This is a genomic window from Limnovirga soli (genome assembly GCF_013106755.1).
Lineage (GTDB): Bacteria > Bacteroidota > Bacteroidia > Chitinophagales > Chitinophagaceae > Limnovirga > Limnovirga soli.
Genome location: NZ_WHPF01000001.1, coordinates 344,704 through 362,661 on the forward strand (window position 1 = coordinate 344,704; position 17,958 = coordinate 362,661).

A 17,958-nucleotide genomic window follows, 5' to 3' on the forward strand; every position below is an offset into this window, starting at 1 on the left:
TTGTACGGCAACAATACTATGCAGCCATTATTAAGTGGCCAATGGCGGACCGCCGGGCACAACAATTTCCTGTGGTTTTATTTTAAAGCCGCTGCGTTTCGCGGTAAAAGTTGCGGTACGGTATTCGCCCAAATATACCGAGCCTGCAAATGCATCATTGGCCACCGTACCTGAAAAAGTAAACGTAATGGCATCTGCCGGATGACGGTCAACACTGCGTAATTTAATTTCGTTGCCTTCTATTGTTCCGGTAAGTTCACGGGTAGAGAACTCACCTTTATGAGAACCTTTTATCCATTTGCCATCCTGCTGTATAAACAACATATGCTGGCTGGTACTGCTAAAGAATTGTATACTCAAATCCCAGCTACCAGCAAGATTTGCCGATGGCTGTACAGTAGCAGCTTTTTTAGGTGACCGCTTTTGGGTAAGCACACCAAAAACCCTGTCAGCCACCACTTTTTCATTCCCCGGCTGCATTTGCCCGGTGGTAATATTGATAAATGTTTTACCGTCTTTATTATCGCTGCCTATAGCTACCCTGGGTTTATTTCTACCCAGCTCTTCTGCCATTTCATCCCCGGTAATATTGAATTTTGCCGGATCCCAGGAAACATTTAATACCGGAGACCTGTTAGACAATTCAGTAGGTTCAAAAACCGATGTGGAAACCCCTTCGATAGAAGAAAGCTTTTTTGCAATTACATCCAGCCAGGAAAGCCAGGTTTTCCATTCTGCGGCATGGTCGCGTTTGGTCCATGCTTCCACCGCTGCCAACATGCCCATCATTTCTTCACGCCCAACTTTATTATCGCGGCCCGGCCCGTGGTGTGGTGAGCTGGCCTGCCAGGCAGACATGAGTATATCTTTTCTTCCCAATACCAAACCGGCGCATTGGGGACCACAAATAGCTTTGCCACCACTGTAAACCACTACATCAGCACCACGTTGTAAATGAATATTGGGAATGGTAAGTACTTCGGCAGCTGCATCTACCAGTATGGGTACTTTATGGGGTTTTGCAATTGCAGCAACATTTTCCAAAGAAAGCGGTTGCCCCGGTTGCGATTCATCATAAGCCATAATGTATATCATGGCGGTTCTTTCATTTAGGGCACTTTTCAATTCTTCCGGACTGTTTACTTCAATTATTCTGGCGCCTATATTACGAATAGCATGATCGTATACATTACGCGATGTTTTGGGGATAATTACTTCGGTTTTATCAAAACCTGTAAGGTCTGGAATACGAATTAATTTTTCGGGGTTGCCGCCGGTAATGCAGGCAGCCGTTACGTGCTTCATACCGGCAGCACAACCAGATGACACCATGCCCCATTCTGCACCCGTAATCTCTGATAAACGCTTGCCAATACCATCAGCCAGTTCATCGTATTGTACAAAATCTTTGGAGGCGGCTTCCATAGCGGCACGCACTTCGGGGCGTTCTATGGAGCCACCGATGATGGTAAAAGTGCCCCTGCAATTAATAATCGGCTCCACTCCTATCGACTGAAATATATTGGGCCCTATAGCCAGCTCACCTGCAACGGAAAGCTGCTGTAGGTTATCCACCGCCGGCGCTGCAAAAAGCGATTTAAGGGGAGCCAGTGTTCCGGCCAATGGTAACAGGGTAATACCTTTTAAAATATGTCTGCGTTTCATACGAATGATTGTAATGGTTGTTAATAAATGTATTGCGGCTGTTATATGCCCAATAGTGATACTACAGATGAACGTAATGCGACGCAAGGATGTTTAACCGGAGTACTGCAGCCGGTATCATACAAACGGCAATGCATACCGGCTTTTTATTCTTTTAATTCTACAATCATTTCTATTTCTACAGCGATATTATTGGGCAAGGAACCCATGCCTACAGCCGAACGGGCATGTTTACCATTCTCGCCAAATACCTGCACCAACAAATCGGAACAACCGTTGATTACTTTGGGGTGCTGCTCGAAAGTTGGGATGGCATTTACCATACCCAAAACTTTTACAATGCGTTTTACTTTGTTCAAATCGCCCACTTCGGCTTTAAGTGTAGACAGCAGGGAAATAGCTGTTAACCTGGCTGCATCCCTTGCCTGTTCCAGCGTAAGATCGCTACCCACTTTTCCGGTAACCAGACCACCTTCTGGTTTATCGGGACCATGACCGGAGAGATACACCATATTACCCACCCGAACCGCTTTTACATAATTGGCAATGGGCGGTGTAGGCGTTATAAGTTGTATACCCAATTCTTTTATCCTTGCTTCGGGGTTTACATTGGTTTGCTGTGCCTGGCAAATACCACTGGCAAGCAACAAAAAACTAATGCAACTGATGATTGCTTTCATACTGTAATAATTTATTTTTTTTGAGCGCTGATTTTAGTTCTTAATGCTGCTACTTCTTCCTCGTTAATTTCGGTGGCATTGTTGCCAAAATTTTGCCGTACGTAGGTTAATACCAGGGCCAGATCTTTATCAGTTAAAAAACTATGGCTGGGCATTAGGTTATTAAATTGTTTGCCTTTTACTGTAATGGGTTGTTGCAAACCATTTAGTAAAATATTGATGAGGCGGGTTTTGTCGCCCAATACATATTCGGAACTATCCAATGGTGGAAAACGGCTACCGTCGCCCTTGCCATTGCTTAAATGGCAAACGCCGCAATAGGTACTATAAATTTCCGCCCCACCCGTTAGCTTTGTTTTTTGCAGGTTATCGGCTACTTCATCGGGGTTTTTAATGTGGGCACTGGTAGTTTTAAGTTTTTCCATTGCTGCCAGTTGAGGTGCGCCAAAATTAGCGGTATAGCCTTTGTAAATTATGCGCCAAATTTTACCCTTACGAGAATCACTGATGTACAAAGAACCATCGGGGCCCTGTGCCAAACCCATAGGGCGGCAAGCTGCGTCTGTGGTATTCAGAATGGTATCCATGCCGGCAAAGCCATCTGCAAATACTTCCCATGGGCCGCTGGGCTTACCATCTTTAAAGGGTACAAAAGCTACAAAATAGCCCGACTGAGAATACGGCGCCCTAATGGTAGAACCATGAAAAGCGATAAAAGCTCCATTTTTGTAATGTGCCGGAAACATGTTGCCTGTATAAAACAAAATATCGTTGGGGGCCCAATGGCCAGGAAAACCAATAAGTGGCTGTTCGTATTTACTGCCATTGCCTTCCTTTTTTCCATCGCCGCCATATTCGGGGTTTAGCAGTTTTTTGCCTTGCATCCAATCGTAATAATAATACGGCCAGCCAGCATCTGCACCTTCTTTTATATGCAAAAATTCTTCTGCAGGCAATAATGCACTTTGCCATTTGGTATACATGCCGGGCCATGTTCTATGCATTTCGTCGCGGCCATGTTGTACAATATAAATATCCTTATCCTGAGGGTTCCAGGTAATGGCTACAGCACTTCTTATACCAGTGGCATAGCGTTTACCATCTTTTATGGTTTGATTGGTTTTATCGGGATTAAATTGCCAGATACCTGCATGCTCTGCCAGTTGCGGACATGGGTCCTGCCCCGGAGATTCGGGTATTCGGTCTAACTGCTGGCATACATCAGATGGTGAACCAAAAGGCACATACATATTGCCCTTATCGTCAAACGTGATAGGCTTTGCGGTGTGGTTATAGCCATGCGGGTCGTTCTGGTAATCATCGTGCAGAATAAGTTCGCTATTTTTTTCGGGCAGCAGTTCGCCTGGTATCAGCTTGGTGCGAAATACATCCCCGGTGGAGCTATAATACAAGTAGCCATTGTATATGCGCATGGCAGTACCATAGCCCATAGAATCGGTATAAACCCCAAACTTTTTAATAACATCGGCCTTTCCATCGCCATTTTCATCGCGTAAAGCCACGTTACTGCCATCGGCATAAGAGCCACGTAGTTTTACATAAATATCGCCATTGGAATTTACGGCCAGATGCCTTGCAGCGCCAACACTATCGGCCACTACCAATCCTTCAAAACCGCCGGGCAGCGTAAGTCCGCCATTATCAGCATCGCCTTTAAGCTGCCCTGGTTTGCACTGCGAAAATAAAATAGCCAATGCGCCTGTAAAAAGGGCAACAAAAAATGTAGATGTTGTGTATCGTTTGTAAGCAACGATTCTTTGATTCACCATTTCAGCAAAATATATACAGTTAAATAATAGGGGTATTGAATAGATATGAACCCGGCTGCCGTAATACATTTCAACATCCGTTGCGTCGCACTCTTGTACGGCAACAAGCATGGCATCAAACAAAATATGCTGCCCTATAGGCGAACGTACAAGTGAGTGACACAACGGATGCCGGGTAATGTACAACTGCCGGCAATAAAAACTAGGCTGTTGCTGCAGCCAATTCTTCTGATAACCTTTTGGCAACAATTCTTTCCTGCCCCGGCAGCATTACCCATGTAGTGATGCTGATGTGCTCATCGCCACCATTTACGATTTCTATGGATGGGCTGCCGTTGCGCAATTTTTCCTGCAGGTCTTTGGTAGTTAGTTTTAGTTTGGTTTTATCCCAGGTTACATGCAAGGTAGGCGTTACATTGCCCAGCGTGGGCACTTTTACCTCTGTAGTAAGGCCGGGAATATTTTTGATAGCCGTTTGGATAGTGGCTACACGGCCTTCCCATTCTTTCCATTCTTTTTCATGATCGGCATTGACAAAATGTTCCAGTGCCACATACATGCCCAATACTTCTTCTTTGTTCACCTTCATACCGCGTCCAATGGTGGTACCACGTGGCGGCATGCTTAAACGGGCTGCAGCAATCAACTCTTTTTTACCCATGAGAATGCCTGTGCTTTGTGGGCCACGCATGGCTTTGCCGCCAGACACACAAACAAGATCGAAACCCATATCGTTAAACTTCCACAGGTTTTCTACGGGGGGTACATCCGCAGCAATATCTATCATAGTGGGGATTTTATATTTTTTACCCAGTGCTACCCATTGTTCGTGGTTGATTAAGCCTTTATCGGATTGCACATTTAAAAACCAGAGCAGGGCAGTTTTATCGCTGATGGCTTTTTCTACATCGCTAATGGTTTCTACGGTTACTATAGTGCAACCAGTATTGGTAAGTGCATGAGAATAACCAATGCTATGGCCTTTTTGAATAATCACTTCTGATTTCATGCCGGTGCCGGCGAGATGCGGTAATTGTTCTACTTTGGTTTGATCCATACCGGTGAGCACACCGGCCAGTCCCAATGTAAGTGCTGAAAAACACCCGGAAGTAATAACGGCAGATTCAGCATGTACCATGGTGGCAATTTTGGCGCCTACTTTATCCTGTAGTTCATCCAGCAGGCAAAAATCGTGGGTGGCAGAGCGGATGGCTTCTACTACTTCTTCGCGCATTAGGGAGCCCGTCATAAATGTATAAGTACCGGCAGCATTAATAAATGTGCGAACGCCCAGCTCTTTAAACAAGTCTCGTTTAACAGCAGGCACCGGCGCTGCGGCAGCATCGGTGGATATAAATGCGCCTGCTGCACCAGCTACCGGCAGTAAGGATAAATTTTTGAGTAGGTCTCTTCTTCTCATATGTGTTAATTTGGAACTAAGTGATGAACAGATAATGCGTACAATACCATTTTACTATTTAAGAGATGTAAGCAATACAATCCATTTCTACCAGTGAATCGCCAGGCACGCCTCCTTTTGCTACGGCTACTGTAGTACGTACAGGTGGTTTTTTACCAAAGCGGCCTTTGAATACCTCGTTCATTCCTTTGTAATCTTTAATATCGTCGAGATACACATTTACTTTTAGTACTTTATCCATTGAAGAGCCGGCGGCTATCAGTTCTTTTTCCAGTTCTTTTAACACATGATCGGTATGGGAAGTGATATCGCCTACAAAGTGTGCGCCTTTACCAGCAATAAAAACCATATTGCCTAAAATGGTGTGACCGGAGAAGAGAGGAATATCCTGGTCGTAAACTACATTATGCGCTTCTTTTTCGTCAGTTGTATGGCTGGCAGCTTTGGCAGCAAAACCTAAACCGGTAGTGGCTACAATGGAGCCAAATAATTTCTTGATCAATGATCGGCGCTTTTCCTGCATGATGATAATTTTAATGAAATGAATGAAAATAAAGGAGGTTCAAATTAGATTTTTTAATTGATGCCGCCAACCCTTATGCAATCGTTTGCGAAACTAGCCGTACACATAAAGTGGTGAAAAACAATGCGAATGTGCAATGTGTAGCCTATTTGATGCAGTAAGAACAGGCAATTCTTAGAATGGAGATGATTGGGAAAATGGGATGAGTGGGTGGCGAAAGCCATAAGTAAGGTATGGGATAAATTTTATGTTTAAAAATCATGCGCGGTTGCCGCTAAATCTATTATTGCTGCTTTGAGTGCTGCGGTACAAGAGTGCGACGCAAGTAAAGCCTCATGCATAGCTAAACCTATGGCCAAAAAAAACCGTTCTACAGCCAGCGTAAACGCTGGTGCAGAACGGCTTGCTGAGGTTCTAACATAGGGGTTATAAGTTCAGCAATTTTATTTGTACTGGTTTAGAACCAGCTGCCTATAAAGGATTCGCTTACATTTTTACCTTGTAATTTTTTTCTTCTGCGGGCTTTTGCGGCCCTGTGTTGCAGCATAGTAAAGATCATTAATGGCATGAATAATAAAGTGAGTGGCGGTATGCCCAACAAACTAATCCATTTACCACCAAATGTTCTGCGCATGGGCCTGCGTAAACGCTCGGCAATGAGATACATACTTGGTACGATAATCAATGTCATAAAGAAAGCAAAGGTTAAACCAAAGATGATGGTCCAGGCCAATGGTTTCCAGAAAACTGCATTATCGCCACCAAAGAAGATATGTGGATTTAGTTCGGAGAACATGGCCACAAAATCTATATTAAAGCCTACAGCCAATGGTATTAGAGCAAGAATAGCGGCCAATGCTGTTAACAATACCGGGATGATACGTGTTTTACCTGCCTGAATAGCAGCTTCACGGGTTTTTAAGCCACGTGCCCTTAATTCATCGGTAAATTCAATTACGAGGATACCGTTTTTAACCACGATACCTGCGAGGCCTACTATACCAATACCCGTCATTACACCAGAAACTGACATTCCAGTAATAGAGAAACCAAGCAATACACCGATGATACTAAATACAATTTCGGTAAGAATAATTACCGGCTTACTGATGGAGTTAAACTGCAGCACCAATATAAACAGGATAAGCATTAATGCAATGATCAGGGCCTGACCAAGGAATGCTACTGTTTCGGCCTGCTGGGCACCTTCACCGGTTTGCTTGATGGTTACATCATCGCTTTGGCCGTTGAAATTATCTATATGACCTTTTAGTATTTGGTTAACAGCAGTTGGGGTAAAACCACTTAACACGTTTGATCGTAAACTAATGGTGCGTTTCAGGTTTTTTCTTTTTACACTACCCAGCGTGTTGGTATAATCTACCTTAACCAATGAGCTGATGGGTACATTTTTGATAGCACCACCACTGGCAAAATCGCGGAAAGTGATATTCATATTCAACAGTTCATCGATGCTTTTGCGTTGCAGCACATCGTTACGTAGTTGAATTTTATATTCATCGTCGCCATCTTTTATTTTGGAAACCTCTTTACCAAATAATGCCGTTCTTATTGCAAGGCCAATTTGTGCTGTTGAAACACCAGCAATGAGGGCCCTTTCCCTGTCTACCGATAAGGTGATTTCAGGATTAGTAAGGTCTACGTCCATTTTAAGTTCTTCTACGCCCGGCACCTGAATAGAATCGAGGTAATTTTTAAGCGCTACTGAAGTTTTAATAAGTTTATCAAAATCTTCACTGGCTACTTCAATATTAACCGGGGGATCTGTAGGTGGGCCATTTTGTTCCTGACTTACCGTAATTTCCGCACCGGGAATACCTTTTACAGCTTGCCGGATAGAATCGAGATAGGGCGCAGTACCTACACCGTTACGCTTACCAAATTCTACAAATGAAACCTGTATACGACCTAATTCGGGGTGTGCACTCTGGTCGCCGCTCATAGGATCGTTGGCGCCAATGGCAACATTGGTAATAACGCTTTCTACAATGGCGTTGGTTTTACCATGATCTACCCCAACAATTTTTTGTACTTTTTCTTCCAGCACATGGGTAACAGAATCTGTATAAGATACCGCTGTACCTACCGGTAGTTTTAAGTATACATAAATTTGATTAGGATCGCCCAGCGGAAAAAATTCAATAGGTACACGACCACTAACTACTGATGCAACAAATATTACCAGTGATACTATCAGTAATCCAAAGGTGCCTAGTAATAGCCATACTGGTTTCCATCCATTTAATGCCCAGCGTAACAGGTTTTCGTAATGGCTCATGATCCATGGCAAAACCCTGTTTTGAAAGCTGTGAATCATATCTTCCAGCAAAAAGCGGTTGAACAAACCCAGCAATACCAGCAACAATAATAAATTGCCCCAGAAGGTGATTTGAAATACATCCAACAAAATACCCAGGCCTAATGCAATCCATAAACCGGGTTGTTTAAAAATGGCTGTCTTAGGTTCTTTTTTATCGTTTTCAGGGTGATTCATAAAATCTACCGCGAAAACAGGGTTCATTATAAACGCAACTATAAGTGATGCTACCAGTGTAAATATCAACATGGTAGGCAGGTATATCATAAACTTACCAATCACTCCCGGCCAAAACAAAAGCGGGAAGAAGGGTGCCAGGGTAGTAAGCGTTCCCGCTAATACTGGTATAAATACTTCACCTGCAGCCATCATGGCAGAACGCTCAGCCGTTACTTTACCTTTACCTTCCACAAAAATGCGGTGTGTATTTTCAATTACTACAATGGCATCATCCACTATAATACCCAAGCCGAATAAAAGCGCAAACAGTACAATAAAATTTAATGTAATACTTGAACCTACAATCAGTTCTGCTCCAGGTATAAATACAAAGGCAACAAACATACTTAGGGGCACACTCAATGCCACGAAGAATGCATTTAAAACCCCCATGAAAAACATCAGAATAATCAATACCAATACAAAGCCGATGATAATAGAATTTACCAGATCGGTAAAGGATGTTTTGGTAGCAGTACTTTGGTCTGCTGTAATCACAACATTCAAATCTTTAGGAAAACTGGCTTCTTTTAATTCATCAACAACAGCTTTTACATTATCAGAAGTTTCAATCAGGTTCTCACCGGATCTTTTAATGATATTAAGTGTAATAACATTGTTGCCATTTAAACGGGCATAACTTTCTTTCTCCTTAACCGTGTCTTTTATTGTAGCAATGTCTTTCAGGTAAATAGGCTGGCCATTAAAATTGCGTACAATTATTTTCTCAATATCGCCTGCAGTTTTTAATTGTCCTTTTAACTGTAGATTTCTTTTTGTATTACCCACATCCAATAAACCACCGGAAATATCAAGGTTCTCTCTTTGCACCGCATTACTAATATCATCATAGGTAATGCCATTGCTTTGCATACGGTAATTATCAACATTTATCTGAAACTCACGTTCAGGTGCACCCACCAGGTCTACCCTGTTTAACTGTGGCAACTCTTCCAGTTTATCTTTCAAATCATCTGCATACCCTTTCAAACGCAACAAATCAATATTACCACTCACGTTTACATACATAATGGGCTGGTCAGACAAACTTACTTCCACCACATTGGGTTCCTGGGTAAGATCTGTTGGCAAATCTGCTTTGGCTTTATCCACTGCATCTTTTACTTTCTGTTTAGCCACGTCTGTATTTACATCGGTACTAAACTCAATAATAATGGCCGAAAAATCCTGTTGCGATGTACTGGTGGTCTTAATAATTTTAGCACCGGTAATACTTTTAATCTGTTTTTCAATTGGCTTGGTAACCAGATTCTCAATGTCTTTTGGCGAGTTACCTACATATACCGTTTGAATATAGATTTGCGGAATAACAATATCCGGAAATCTTTCCTTTGGTAAAGTAACAAATTGAAATACACCTGCTATGGTAACAAATATCATTAGCAGGTATATAGAAGTTTTATTTTTTATACTCCAGGTAGTGGGGCCGAACTGTTTAAATGAACCTGTAAAATTTTCTAATACGCTCATAGCAATACTTTTGAATTAGTTTGTTTGTCAACTTTAATGCATTACGCATCGTTCCTTGTGTCACTCACTTGTACTGTATAACAATAATCAACTATTTATCCTCAAAAAACCTTCTCTTCCTCAACAGTTCATTATTACCATATCCAAAACAAATGATAGCCGTTTCCAGCTGCATAGGCTGGTATTAATCTGCCAAAGCAAGCAATTGCCCATCATATAATCCCTGGAAACCTTCTGTAATCAATTGTTCACCTGATTGCACGCCTGTTTTTATTTCAATTTTATCATTGTATAACTGGCCTACTTCCACGGTTCTTTTACGTGCTAGCATTTTACCATTTTCCGTAACAGCAACCATTACAAATTTGCCTTTGTCATCATTTTGCAAAGTATTTACAGGAATAGTTATGGCATTATTGGCTGCATAATCCTGAATTTTAACCAAAGCAATTTGATTAGGTTTCAGGTCCTTATCATAAGGCAGTTTGGCTTCAACATAAAATGCACGGCTATAGGGGTCAATTGTTTTGCCGGTTAATGCAATGGTAGCATTAAAGGTTTTATTTACATCAGGTAAAGAAATCAAAATATTACCACCTGTCTTTACACGTTCAATATAAGTTTCAGGCACCTGAGTAGTTACTTTTAAATCAGTATTGTTTACAATAGTAATTTGAGCCGCATTGCCCATAAAACCAGAGAAAAATTCACCAACCCTAATATTTACCTGATCAGCAATACCAGCTACTTCAGCATAAATGCTTGTCATGCTTTGTTGCTCTTTTACACTTGCAATTTGGTCGGTAATCTGGTCTACAGTTTGTTTGGCTTGTATCAGCTGAACCTCGGTACCAATTTGCTGGTCCCACAGGTTTTTCTGCCGGCGGTAAATATCCTGGGCAAAATTTAATTGGGTTTGCAATTGGGTAAGGCTTTTTGAAAATACCGCATCATCCAGTTTTAAAAGCAATTGCCCTTTTTTAACGGCATCACCTTTTTTAACATAAATAGCTTTTACCAAACCGCCTTGTCCATTACGAGGGGCCACATATGAGATATTTTCTGATTCAATGCTTCCCTGTAAGTCAATATAGTGTACAAAATTGATAGGGGTTATAGCAGCAATTCTTACCAGCTTGGTTTTTTCCTTTTTACTGGATGGGTCAAGCTTTACAATTTCCTCTTCAAGGGTACTAATGCTTTGTGCTATTTCAATTTGTTGTTTCTTTAATGCTTCCAGTTTAGCTTTTTTCTCACCTACCACACTCTTATCAGATGCTGGTCCGCAGGAAGCAAGTAATATTGACACGCTTAACAATACAACAGGTACAGTCTTTTGCATATTTTTCTTCTTTATGTTGTTGTTTTATTTTTATAGTTTACCTACCGCTTTTAAATAATCCACTCTGGCTATAATGGCATTATATAAAGCATTTACATAATTATTCTGGGCAATTCTTAAATCAGTTTGGGCATTGTTTATTTCTGTATTTGAGCCCGTACCTATTTCATACTTCTTTTTCGATTGATCATATACCTTTTCAGCCAATGCCATATTTTGTTTCTGGAAATCAAGTGTTAAAATGGCATTCTTAAAATTATTGGTAGCAGCTGCCACGTCATTATCAATTGAATTCTTCAAATTATCCAACTGGTTCTCTGTCTGCTTTAATTCCAGCCTTGATTTTTGTATACTCGCATTTTTAGCAAGCCCTGCAAAAATGGGCACATTAATACTTAATCCTACAAAAGAACTGGCAAACCAGTCTCCCTTACCAAAAAAGCTAAATGAGTTACGTTGTGCTATTTTGCTATAACTGGCATTTAAATTGGCAGATGGCAATTTGGTTAACTGGTAACGCTTTATATTATATTCATTTAAGCGCTTGGCCAATTGCAGGTATTGAAAATCATTCCGGTCTTTATAATCATACACTCCTTCATTCAATAAACCTTCTTTAATTTTCTCATCTGTAATACCATCTGTTAACACCAGACTATCTTTTATAGGCATTCCAATCAAATATTTTAGTCCCAGGTATCCGTTGTCAATTACTTTTTGCAAATTAGTACGCTCTGTTTGCAAATTTGCCAGTTGTACCACCACCTTATCTACATCAAGTTTTTCAGCAAATCCGTTTTTGAATAATTCATTTGCATCATGCTTCAATTTTTCAAGTCTTGAAATATTCGCATCAATCTGGTCTGTTTGTATTTTACTTGCCACCAGCTGGTAGTAAATTTTGTAAATATTTACTTTAATGGCATCATTGGTAACATCCACGGCTTTGCGCTGAAAATCCATAGAAGTTTGTCTGGCCTGTAAGCCAACAAATACCTGTCCATCAAATAAAATCTGTGAAAGAGTAATACCTGCAGAAGCATTCCACTTTGTACCAAAAGCCGCCTGTACAAACCCAAAATCTGATGGAGGTACAATGGTATTTCCATTGCCATCTTTAACCCCTTCCAGTGCCAATACCCCATAAGTGGCAGCAGCAATAAAATTGGGAAAGCTTTGCACAGCCACATTCGGAAAATGAGTAGTACCAAGGCTTCCGTTTATTTGCGGGTAGGCCATGGCAGTAATATTTTTATTGGTTTGTTCCTGTATTTGTACATCCAATAAAGCATTCTTTACCTGTAAATTATTCTTTAACCCATACTCTACACATTGCTGCACAGTAAAAGAATGTACTGTAACAGCACTATCCTTTTGTGCCCATCCGGTTACCTGCAAACCTAAGCAGCCAACCAGCATAATTCCAGTTCTTAAATTCATACCGTAATCGATTTGTTTTTTTCTCTTTGTTGAATGTATTTTTCAATAAGGCTTTTACCCTTAACAGTTACAATACCATGTAAATAAGTAAAATATATCTCAGAAGAAACTTTCATAAGACTGTATTTTCCATAGGGATATATTTCCTGATTGAGTGCAATAAATGCACTTTCAAGCCTGAATTTAGCAATAATATCAATATCAATCTCAGGCCGGTATAAACCTTCTTCTATTCCCCTCTTCAGATTATGCTTTATAAGGTCAAGCATAAAGCTGTTTTTATGATTTTTAAACTTGGAATAAGTGCCCGGATAAAATTTTTCCAAATCAAAAATAATTTGAGGATTCATCGTTTTCATTACCATTTCCATCATGTCCATATCTTTCAATATTTCATCAATGGCATCCACAGCACCCTTCGATTGGTTAATGCCCACGGCTTGCATCTGCTCCATTTCCGATAACATTACCGCCTCAACCAATGCATCCTTATCAACAAAATAATGATAAATGGTTTTTTTGCTCACCCTCATCTGACTGGCAATTTCATCCATCGTAACAGACTTAAAGCCATATCGCATAAATAAATCCTTTGCTTTTTCCTGTATTCTTTCTTTCACGGTCTTTCAATATTTAAAAGCTGGGCAAAACTATGGAAACTTTTTTTGTAATGCAAGTTTCCAATATGAATTTATTTTAATCTTTTCCTTAATTGTATAAACGGCTTTCGGTTACGATGACAGGAAAATCTGCCCGCTCAATGGCAAATATGTATTTACTTTAGCCCAAATTATAACTTATGAGCAGCTTCAAAAAACGCCTGGGCACCTCATTTCACTGGAAAAACCTATTACAATATTTTTTTCAGGGACTTATAATTATTGTTCCGGTGGGCATTACCATTTATGTAGTATTAACCCTGTTTAATATGGTAGATAGCATCCTGCCCAACCTGCTGTATTCCTTATTCCCCCGCTTAATGGGCACTGGAACCGGTGGCGAGTTAAGGCAATTCCCGGGTCTGGGCTTTGTTGTAGTTATCCTGATTGTTATACTTTTTGGAAGAATTTCCTCCTCCTTTGTAATGAGCCGATTGGTTGACCTACTGGATAGTTTACTCGAACGTACCCCAGGTATCAAACTTATTTACTCCTCGGTAAAAGATTTTTTAGAGGCTTTTACGGGAAATAAACGCAAATTTGATAAACCCGTTTTGGCCAATGTAGATGCACCCGATGTGTGGCGCATTGGCTTTATCACCCGCCAATCAGCCGAAGATTTTGAATTACATACACATGTTGTAGTATACATTCCACTGTCGTATGCCCTTACCGGCGTAACTTATTTTGTGCCAAAAGAAAAAATTAAACCTCTCGATCATGTATCCTCAGCCGAGGCTATGAAATTTGCCGTAACCGGTGGTGTTACAGAAGTTGATGACCACCATACGAAACACCCGCACTAATCATCACTGGCCGGGTAGTAAAAATTTTTTTTTGAAACCGGCTGCAGATAGGTTATGGCATCGCCGCTTGCCACGCTCGGTTCGTCGTTCCACGTAATGGCAACAAAAAATACAATTACATGTAGGGCTAATAGCAAATTACGCACCAACAAACTTTAACAAGCTAAAACTCAACTATGGCATAGATTTATGTCTTCATTATAAAAGTTCCCACAGCAAATGTCTTCACACCAAAACGGCACAAAAAAATCAACCGCCAATACTACCCTGCTCGATGACGGAGATATGGTAATTTGCCGCTTGCTCGAAGATAATAATATCAGGGAAGGCTTTATAGGCGCCTCATTCAGGGCCGGCGCAAGCAGAGAAGATGTAGAAAAAGTGTTGCTGCATTTTGGGTTTTTATTGCAACAGGATTAAGATAAACGCATTATTACCAATTACATAGACTTTATTTCTCCCAATTATTACAATTATACCTTTTCAATAAACGTGATAAATCACAGCTATCGTGATTTATCACGCCAAAAAAATCGTGATAAATCACGCTTTGTTGTATAAAGCGTATATGATACTTTCGCATTTTCCGTATAGCCGTTGTTACCTATTTAAACTTTCAAACCCAACTCTGATGCGCTTTTATAACCTAAGCTGGTATGATATACTTATTACAGGTGCTGTAATTTTTGTATGCGGTATTTTCTGTGGCTATATATTGGTTCACCTATATCGTGAGCATATTGAAAACAGGGATTTAAAAAAATGGGAAGATGAAAATGAAGAACAGCATTGATTTTCCACAATTTGCAATTTCAATATTATAACCCACATGAAAATTTATTATCTTAAATTTTAGGTACAAATTCCAACAGCTGTTTTAGTAAAAAGCATGCTGATTAAACCAATATAACTGTTTATATGTTGCAACTATTAAAAACTGATAGCAGTAATACCGATTTTAAATTGCTGGTACAATTATTAGATGCTGACCTCGCAAAAAGGGATGGTGATGACCATCAGTTTTATGCCCAGTTTAATTATATTGATGCTATAAAACATGTTATAGTAGCCTATGTGAATAATATACCCGTAGCTTGTGGTGCTTTTAAACCTTATACCGATACCGCTGTAGAAATAAAAAGAATGTATGTGGCAGAAACCTACCGGGGACAAGGGTTTGCACAAAAAGTACTGGCGGCTCTGGAACAATGGGCAGCTGTATTAAACAACACCTCCTGCGTATTGGAAACCGGCAAAAAACAACCCGAAGCCATTGCGCTTTACCAAAAAGCAGGTTATACTCAAATAAAAAATTATGGCCAATACGAACATGTAGAGAACAGTGTTTGTATGGAAAAAAAGATTGGCTAAAAAGAATTTATTAGTAGTACAAATTTGTTATCAGGCCTTATTAAACTGCCCAAAAAAATTCCCAAAGTACAAGTGTGCGACGCAAGTAAAGCTGCATTACATGCATAGCCGGGTTCAAAAAAAAATGGCTGTTAAACATCCAGCCAATAGTTGCATTTACTTTATACCTAATCCTCCAGTTCAGCAGAATTCTCGGGTAAATGATCGTACTCGCCCATTAAGGCATAGTAACCAAAAATCATTAAGCCAATAGCAATAGGTATAAACACCACTATAAATACGCCCCATTGAATTTTGGTATCTATCACCGGCTTTTTAGCTATTTCGGCCAATGCAGTTTGTATAAGAAAAAAAATAGCTACAGGGCCCAGTAATATCCAGATAATGCCCATTGCACGTTTAATTTTATTCATAATTATTTATGTTGGCAGTTAATATTAATCGTTTACGTTCTCGTCTATCTTGTTAGAAACATACAATGTTCCAATTACCAGGCAAAGCGCAGCAATTATAATCGGGTATTGCAACCCTACCAGTTTATTATCGGTATAAATAGTAGTTAGCAAAGTGGCAATAAAAGGCGTTAACCCGCCAAATACGCCATTACCAATATGGTAAGGTAAAGACATGGAAGTGTACCTTATTTTAGTAGGGAACATTTCTACCAAAAAGGCAGCTATGGGGCCATATACCATGGTTACATACACAATCATTATAAATACTATCCAAACCATTGTCCAGTAATCGCTGCTATTTATTAGTTTATTAATTTTTACAGCAGGTTTACTAATAGTTTTTGTGGCATCGGCATAAACGGTATCGGTTTTGGTCTCTGTCATTACCATGCCATCAGTATAAAATGATTTGGTTACAGTTTTGCGAAGTGAGTCGCCGGTATTGGTAACCGCTGAAAGTGTAATGCTAATATTCTTTTGTGCAGTTATTTCTGTTTTGTTTTTTACATCGGCAGTGTTTAACAAAGTGCCAAACAACGTATTGTACGATACAATTGCCAGCAACATACCTGCCAGCATAATCCATTTACGGCCAATCTTATCACTTAATGTACCAAACACTACAAAAAACGGGGTACCAAACAAAATAGCCCAAATTAAAATGGTTCTCGATTGATCAAAATCTACCTTACATACATTCTCAATAAACGATTGTGCATAAAACTGACCGGTATACCATACTACGCCCTGCCCCATGGTAGCACCAAATAATGCAATTAAAACCATTTTTAAATTTCCCTTATGAGCAAAGCTTTCCTTTAGTGGATTTACAGATGTTTTACCCTCGGCCTTTAATTTGGCAAACAAAGGCGATTCATTCATTTTAAGGCGAATATAAATAGACACAATCACCAGTATAATAGACACCAGGAAGGGAATTCTCCAGCCCCACTCATTAAACTTGGCAACAGATTTTACTGCATCAGCGTCAAGGCTATGGCGGGTAATTAAAATTACACCCAGCGATACAAATAATCCCAGCGTAGCCGTAGTTTGTATCCAGGATGTATAATAACCCCTTTTGTGAGCCGGACTATGCTCCGCCACATAGGTAGCAGCACCGCCATATTCGCCACCCAATGCCAGCCCCTGTAATAAACGCAAAGCCAAAACAATAATGGGAGCAGCAAAACCAATACTGTCATAACCCGGCACCAAACCAATGGCAAAAGTTGAGCCGCCCATTATAATCAGTGTAAGTAAAAAAGTATGTTTACGGCCAATTAAATCACCCAGCCGGCCAAATACCAATGCGCCAAAAGGCCTCACAATAAAGCCAGCTGCAAAAGTAGCCAGTGTAGACAGCAAAGCTGCGGTAGGATTGGTTTTGGGGAAAAACTGACTGGCAATAACCGTAGCCAGACTGCCAAAAATATAAAAATCGTACCACTCAATTAAAGTACCTACTGAAGATGCACCAATTACTTTCCAGATGCCCTTGGTTTCGTTGTTAGATTGCATAATGGGATGATTGTTCTAAATATACACCTACCTGCGCAAAGCCATACCAAATAAAAAAGATCGGATTTTAATGGCAAAGCCTGCGTTAGTTTCGGCATTTCAATGATACGCAAATAATTTGTTACCCCATATTTTTTATCCATAAATAACCATGCAAACGCTTGCTTTGCCGATATCGGTCCCAGCCATGCCATCTTAGTGTATGTTTACCGGCAACAGCACTTTGGGCATCACCGCT

At 40.4% G+C, this 17,958-nt stretch carries 14 protein-coding genes; 3 read left to right on the plus strand and 11 right to left on the minus strand.

The features are described 5' to 3' along the window. Positions 1–30: 30 nt before the first annotated feature. From GD597_RS01275 to GD597_RS01315, 9 genes are all read right to left on the minus strand, one after another. Positions 31–1,665, minus strand: coding sequence for an aminotransferase class V-fold PLP-dependent enzyme (locus tag GD597_RS01275; RefSeq protein WP_171605978.1), 1,635 nt, complete (start codon positions 1,663–1,665; stop codon positions 31–33). 146 nt (positions 1,666–1,811) lie between these two features. Next, positions 1,812–2,345, minus strand: coding sequence for a RidA family protein (locus GD597_RS01280; RefSeq protein ID WP_171605979.1), 534 nt, complete (start codon positions 2,343–2,345; stop codon positions 1,812–1,814). 11 nt (positions 2,346–2,356) lie between these two features. After that, positions 2,357–4,135 (minus strand): PQQ-dependent sugar dehydrogenase, encoded by a 1,779-nt coding sequence (locus GD597_RS01285; protein WP_171605980.1) that lies wholly within the window; start codon positions 4,133–4,135, stop codon positions 2,357–2,359. A 202-nt stretch (positions 4,136–4,337) separates the two neighbouring features. Then, on the minus strand, positions 4,338–5,555 hold the full coding sequence (locus tag GD597_RS01290) for an aminotransferase class V-fold PLP-dependent enzyme (protein WP_171605981.1): 1,218 nt from the start codon (positions 5,553–5,555) through the stop codon (positions 4,338–4,340). Positions 5,556–5,613: 58 nt separating this feature from the next. Continuing rightward, entirely contained in the window at positions 5,614–6,078 is a 465-nt protein-coding gene (locus GD597_RS01295; RefSeq protein ID WP_171605982.1) for a RidA family protein, read from the minus strand. 457 nt (positions 6,079–6,535) lie between these two features. Next, positions 6,536–10,126, minus strand: coding sequence for an efflux RND transporter permease subunit (locus GD597_RS01300; protein WP_171605983.1), 3,591 nt, complete (start codon positions 10,124–10,126; stop codon positions 6,536–6,538). A gap of 184 nt (positions 10,127–10,310) precedes the next feature. Continuing rightward, the gene (locus GD597_RS01305; RefSeq protein ID WP_171605984.1) at positions 10,311–11,468 is read right to left on the minus strand and encodes an efflux RND transporter periplasmic adaptor subunit; all 1,158 of its coding nucleotides are present in this window, start codon (positions 11,466–11,468) and stop codon (positions 10,311–10,313) included. A 30-nt stretch (positions 11,469–11,498) separates the two neighbouring features. Continuing rightward, the gene (locus tag GD597_RS01310) at positions 11,499–12,908 is read right to left on the minus strand and encodes a TolC family protein (RefSeq protein ID WP_171605985.1); all 1,410 of its coding nucleotides are present in this window, start codon (positions 12,906–12,908) and stop codon (positions 11,499–11,501) included. Beyond that, positions 12,905–13,528, minus strand: a complete 624-nt coding sequence (locus GD597_RS01315) for a TetR/AcrR family transcriptional regulator (RefSeq protein WP_171605986.1) — start codon at positions 13,526–13,528, stop codon at positions 12,905–12,907. Before GD597_RS01315 ends, GD597_RS01310 begins: the two co-directional genes overlap by 4 nt. 179 nt (positions 13,529–13,707) lie before the next feature. On the opposite strand from GD597_RS01315, the gene GD597_RS01320 reads away from it, so the two are divergent. From GD597_RS01320 to GD597_RS01330, 3 genes are all read left to right on the plus strand, one after another. Further along, positions 13,708–14,373, plus strand: coding sequence for a DUF502 domain-containing protein (locus tag GD597_RS01320; RefSeq protein ID WP_171605987.1), 666 nt, complete (start codon positions 13,708–13,710; stop codon positions 14,371–14,373). Positions 14,374–14,592: 219 nt separating this feature from the next. Continuing rightward, complete coding sequence (locus tag GD597_RS01325) at positions 14,593–14,793, plus strand: hypothetical protein (RefSeq protein WP_171605988.1); 201 nt, start codon at positions 14,593–14,595, stop codon at positions 14,791–14,793. Between the two features lie 498 nt (positions 14,794–15,291). After that, the gene (locus GD597_RS01330; protein ID WP_171605989.1) at positions 15,292–15,744 is read left to right on the plus strand and encodes a GNAT family N-acetyltransferase; all 453 of its coding nucleotides are present in this window, start codon (positions 15,292–15,294) and stop codon (positions 15,742–15,744) included. Between the two features lie 167 nt (positions 15,745–15,911). Here GD597_RS01330 and GD597_RS01335 read toward each other — a convergent pair whose 3' ends face one another. Further along, complete coding sequence (locus GD597_RS01335) at positions 15,912–16,157, minus strand: DUF6814 family protein (protein ID WP_171605990.1); 246 nt, start codon at positions 16,155–16,157, stop codon at positions 15,912–15,914. Between the two features lie 24 nt (positions 16,158–16,181). Continuing rightward, positions 16,182–17,720 (minus strand): MFS transporter, encoded by a 1,539-nt coding sequence (locus GD597_RS01340; RefSeq protein ID WP_171605991.1) that lies wholly within the window; start codon positions 17,718–17,720, stop codon positions 16,182–16,184. Positions 17,721–17,958: the final 238 nt, after the last annotated feature.